Genomic DNA, 1,042 nt, shown 5'->3' on the forward strand with positions numbered 1-1,042 from the left:
AGACTCACTGAACTCAGGTCTTCATCAATACAGAATCGATCACTACCACCAGTTCCAGCTTCCACCGTTCCATCAATAATTATAGTTACCGTTGTATTGTCTGATACACATTCTGAATCAGCATCCTCCGGACTTACCGTATAGGTAAATTCATAGGTGCCCGCAGTATAACTGCTTAGGTCTATTGGATCTGATACTGATGCATCTGAAGCATCTGTCCAGACGCCACCAGCGTCTCCGCCAGTAACCAGGCCAAACAAACTCACTGAACTCAGGTCGGTGTCATCTTCACAATAACGATCACTGTCACCAGTTCCAGCTTCAAAGGAATCGTCTATGGTAATACTTACTGTTGTATTGTCTGATGGACACTCTGAATCTACATCCTCCGGACTTACCGTATAGGTAAATTCATAAGTACCCGCAGTATAACTGCTTAGGTCTATTGGATCTGATACTGATACATCTGAAGCATCTGTCCAGACACCACCGGCATCTCCGCCAGTAACCAGGCCAAACAAACTCACTGAACTCAGGTCGGTGTCATCTTCACAATAACGATCACTACCACCAGTTCCAGCTTCCACCGTTCCATCAATAATTATAGTTACCGTTGTATTGTCTGGTGCACATTCTGAATCAGCATCTTCAGGTCCTACCGTATAAGTAAATTCATAGGTGCCCGCAGTATAACTGCTTAGGTCTATTGGATCTGATACTGATACATCTGAAGCATCTGTCCAGTCTCCACCGGCATCTCCGCCTGTAACCAGTCCAAACAAACTCACTGAACTCAGGTCGGTGTCATCTTCACAATAACGATCACTGTCACCAGTTCCAGCTTCAAAGGAATCGTCTATGGTAATACTTACTGTTGTATTGTCTGATGGACACTCTGAATCTACATCCTCCGGACTTACCGTATAGGTAAATACATAGGTGCCCGCAGTATAACTGCTTAGGTCTATTGGATCTGATACTGATACATCCGAAGCATCTGTCCAGACACCACCGGCATCTCCGCCAGTAACCAGGCCAAACA

General features: G+C 45.1%; 1 protein-coding gene. It reads right to left on the reverse strand.

What is annotated here, in order from left to right:
* Positions 1–1,042: hypothetical protein (locus tag ACNKXS_RS15080; RefSeq protein ID WP_417921599.1), on the reverse strand; the 1,042-nt coding region annotated here is incomplete at both ends.

It is taken from the genome of Christiangramia marina (genome assembly GCF_048285865.1).
Lineage (GTDB): Bacteria > Bacteroidota > Bacteroidia > Flavobacteriales > Flavobacteriaceae > Christiangramia > Christiangramia marina.